General features: G+C 45.7%; 3 protein-coding genes. 1 reads left to right on the top strand and 2 read right to left on the bottom strand.

Annotation, left to right across the window (positions count from 1 at the left end):
• Nucleotides 1–133, top strand: a 133-nt coding sequence (locus tag ACP45E_RS13205; protein ID WP_241824310.1) for a putative manganese transporter, incomplete at its 5' end; no start/stop codon positions are given.
• Between the two features lie 69 nt (nt 134–202).
• On the opposite strand, the gene ACP45E_RS13210 is transcribed toward ACP45E_RS13205, so the two are convergent.
• Complete coding sequence (locus ACP45E_RS13210; RefSeq protein WP_017038976.1) at nt 203–1,948, bottom strand: glycoside hydrolase family 36 protein; 1,746 nt, start codon at nt 1,946–1,948, stop codon at nt 203–205.
• A 194-nt stretch (nt 1,949–2,142) separates the two neighbouring features.
• On the bottom strand, nt 2,143–4,517 hold a 2,375-nt coding region (gene torA, locus ACP45E_RS13215), incomplete at its 5' end, for a trimethylamine-N-oxide reductase TorA (RefSeq protein WP_069585092.1).

The following is a 4,517-nucleotide window of genomic DNA, read 5'->3' on the forward strand; positions in this document are numbered from 1 at the left end:
TTCTATTTCAAACGATGGTGACGCGTTGTTTCCTGCAATCGCTCTTGCACCAAAAGCCGCCTTGATGGCAACGATTTACTCAGTGATCCCCGCCTTTATTATCGGCTATGGATATTTCTTTCTATTTGAGTAACCCACAAAGATTTCAGCTTGTGTGATTATCCATTTATTTATCCATCCGTTTTTACTCAGGAATCGGGGTTCACTTAGCAATCGCGGTAATGATCGCCCGACTACTTGGACCTTTTTCTAAACTGATTTGAAGTGCATTTGTTGGCTTTGACGTCAGCTTTTTACCCGACCAATAATCGTACCAATAGACCGCTTGTTTGGACGTTAACGTAAACTCTTCGAGTTCAGAGTGATAATTGAATAAGCAATGCAGATCGTTTCTGTCCGTTATCGGGAGAAACGCATGGGAAAGCGATAACGATGTGAACTTCGACGCTTTTTGATTGTGTTTTTGCCGCAGCACAAGCTTGGTCAAGCTCGACTTAGCATAAGGAGTAAGCTCTGGAAGTGGATCCCCTGAAAGAAGTAAACCTCCACTTGCCAATAGAGCGGTACGATGAAAATCGTAATACTGGCGCTCTGTAGACTGATTGGCGAGTGAGACAAAGGTCGCGCAGTCTGGGTCAATATGCCAAAGCTGGCGATGTTGCCAACTGCGGAAAAAGGTTTCTTGGGCAATCTGACAAAAACGAGCGGGAGACCGTTCTACGTCATCAGAGACCCGCATTGCATCGACCAGACCCAATGATGGCCACATGGGTGCATTACAACCGAGTATCCATGCGTCTCCGGCTCCCTTCTCTATAGCTTTCATCCCCATTCGATACGCTTGAATCCCTGTTACACCCGTTTGGTCACGCTTTCCTTTTAATGTGCCCCAATAATTCGCATCGAGTTTAAAAAGCTGCACGCCCCAATCTTCATGCATCGTTTTAAAAATGTGAGTTAGGTGGTCTTGCACTTCGGTATTTGATGTATCCAGCACATACCAAGGCGTACAGCGCCAACCGCCATAAGTCACATCTTCAGCTTTGAGCAGCTCACCAGATTCGTGTCGGACAAACCAGTCTGGGTGTTGTTTGAATAGCGCAGACTTGGGTTCTACGATAAAAGGCGCTAACCAAATAGCCGGTTTCTTCCCCTGTTTGATGATCGCTTGAATCATCGCTTTTACGCCGTGAGAAAACTTCGACGATGGGGTTAACCAGTCACCCATAAACGCCTGGTATCCGTCGTCCAATAACACCCAATCTATATAAGAAAGATCCAGTTTCATCGCCTTTACATTATGAGCTATGTTGTTCTCTGTTACGGCATCGTAATACGCATACCAAGAGCACCAGCCAATCGGTGACTTTTGTGTCAACGTGGATTTAGTCGGATGATGATGTTTAATGAGCTGAGAATACTCTTCAAACAGTAAAGACAGAGAAGGCCCGCTGAGCACAGCAACAGATTCAAGCCTTTGGCTATCCCAGTCAAGTGGGTACGTTTTCTCACCATCTATATTCGCCGAGATAGTGCGTTTGCCTTCCTGATTGATGATTTGAAAATACCCTGCAAATCGATGGCAGCTGGTAAAGCCTAACAAGGTATATCCCGCAGAGTCTTCTATGACGAGATAGTTATAATAACGCTTAGCCTCGGTTTGTGGGTAAATTCGATAACTCGCATCGTTGTCTGCACAACGACCTATTTCTATTGGATTATCACAACTTCCTGAAGTCTGAGCTAGCATCTGAAAACCATCACCGAGCAAGGTCGCCGACAGTTCAAAATCGAAAGGCATGGTAAACAATCGGTAGTCACTTGGAATTGGATTGTTGTGAAGTCCAATAAAACGAAAGGTGAGCTCCTGGTTAGCCAAGGACACTGAGAGATCATTATTGAGAACCGATACCTCGCGCTGGCAAGCTAAAGTAATGATTTGCGGCATAACGGCGACTTACCTCTCGGTTTATTTTAGGCCAATGAGAAATGAGCAATGACTGCTAGTAACGATTATTCTGTACTATCTATTTATTCTATTTCTACGTACTGTCTGTTTATCTGTACTATCTACTTGGATTTTAATACAAAAATGCCAACCCTGTTGGATTGGCATTGAATTATGTTAATTGCAGAGAGTAATTAGCTCACTTCAATCGGTCCACCGAATGAGGTAACAGGTGGAACTTTCCCAGTAAACTTCTCAAAATCAACAGAGCAGGTATTGGCTGATGTTGCCTGTGCAAGCTCAGAAGTCGGAATGTCTTGAGTTAATGTGTTTGGATCGCCATAGGTATCTAAGGCACCTACTTTTTCGTTCATAGGGCCATACCAAGCACCTTCTTCGATACGAACCACACCTGGCGCATAGCTGTCCATAAGAACGGCTCCTGCTAATAATTGCCCGCGGTCGTTAAACACTCGTACTAGGTCCCCATCTTTGATGCCTTTTTTCTTAGCATCACCTGGGTTCATGTAGATTGGCTCACGACCTTGCACTGTATAAGTCGCACGGAATTCTTCCGACTCACACATTTGAGAGTGCAAGCGCTTATCGGGGTGACAAGATTGCAACCAGTATGGGTGTTTTTCGGAACCCGGACCACCATGTGAACGCTCTGATTTCTCAAACCACATTGGGTGTTCTTGGCAATGCTCATAGCCCATATTACCAATCGTACGGCTCGAAATTTCGATAAAGCCAGAAGGCGTACCTAAGGCATTAATTTCTGGGTCTTCACGGAACGCAGCATGGCGAGTCCACGGTTTCCCTTTGCCGAAATCTAAGAAGCCTTTCTCCCAAAATTCTTTAAATTCTGGCATGTCGAAATTAGCACCATTCGCTGCACGACAGTCGTTATATAAAGACTCAACCCATTGCATTTCATCCATGCCACGAGTGTAATCATCGTGACGGCCCCAGCGACGGGTAAGGTTTCTCATGATATCGAAGTCAGATTTTGACTGGAATAATGGGTCTACCAATTTGTGCATGGCTATCAAACCACGACCAGAATAAGAGCCATAACCATCAATATCATTACGCTCCCACTGTGTACACGCAGGCAGCACGATATCAGAATGGCGACAGGTTGCTGTCCAAGCGAAATCTACCGCAACGACTGTTTGTAGATTCTTGAATGCTTGACGCATTTTATTTCGGTCTTGATGGTGATGCCAAGGGTTGTTACCGCTGAACACCATCATTTTGATGTCTGGAAGTGTCACCGTTGAACCGTTGGCTTTGATCTTCTTACCAGGCTCTATCAGGCTATCAACCCAACGCGCAACCGGGATAACTCGGCTAAAGCCTTTGTAATCTTGGTTGTCATATTTCGGCGTCTGACCTTGGTCAATATTAAGCGGGAAGGAACCTGGAGCACCAAAACCTGTTGAAGAAACGCCTATGCCTGAATAGTGGTGCCCATAAGAAATACCGCCACCTGGCAATCCAATTTGACCGACCATAGCTGCTAACACTGCAAGCATCCAATACGGTTGCTCACCGTGCTCTTGACGCTGAATACTCCAACCCACCATAATTTGGGTTCGCCCATTCACGAGCATACGTGCGAACTCGCGAATTTTCTCAGCGCTCGCGCCACATATATTGGCAGCCCACTCTGGCGTTTTCTCTACTCTGTCTTTCGTTTCACCTTGAACATACTGAATGAACGTTTCAAAACCTAGACAGTAAGTATCAATGAACTCTTTATCATGCAGGTTTTTGTTATACAGCTCATGGGCCACACCCAACATGAACGGGACATCAGTATGAGGGTTGATATAGAACTGTTCATTATTTAAGAAGCGCCCTGTTTTATTCTGCACAGGATCGACTGAAACCACATTGATCTCTTTATTCGCCACTTTTTGCTTCAGTTGCTCAAGATATTCAAATGATTCGTGGGTTTCACAGTTCCAACCAACCTGTAGGTTTTTAACGGGGTCGTTACCCCACATGATAATGTTGTCACTGTTCTCTAGGATAAGCTCCCAAGAAGTACCCTGTGCGTATACCTCAGTGGAACCTAGCACGTAAGGCAGAATCGTTTGACCGGCCCCTGTCGAGTAGTCACCAATTTTCTTTACAGAGTGTCCGTGAAGTCCGATGGCTCTCATCATGTGGTTAGTACAACTGTGGAATTGCCCTGTTGAACGCCAACCGGTTTGACCCGCATGCAGTGCAGAAGGGCCATAATCTTTCTGGACGCGCTCTAACTCACGGTAAACCAGGTCGAGTGCTTCATCCCATGTCACGCGCACAAAACGGTTATTGCCGCGCGTGTCAGCGCTGTACTTGTGCTTTTTAAGCCAATCAAGACGAACCATTGGATAGCGGACGCGCGAAGGGCTATAGATGATACCTTTAATACCATTTAGCATGTCCGTTGGGTGCTTATCCAGCTCTAACGGTTTAATCTCTTGTACCTTGCCTGCATAAACTCGGGCGCGAAATGCTCCCCAATGGGAACCTGATACTTTCCAAGTCCCTTCTTTGGTTTCCGCTGCCATAG

Source organism: Vibrio genomosp. F10 str. 9ZD137 (assembly GCF_049974785.1).
Classification (GTDB): Bacteria; Pseudomonadota; Gammaproteobacteria; order Enterobacterales; family Vibrionaceae; genus Vibrio.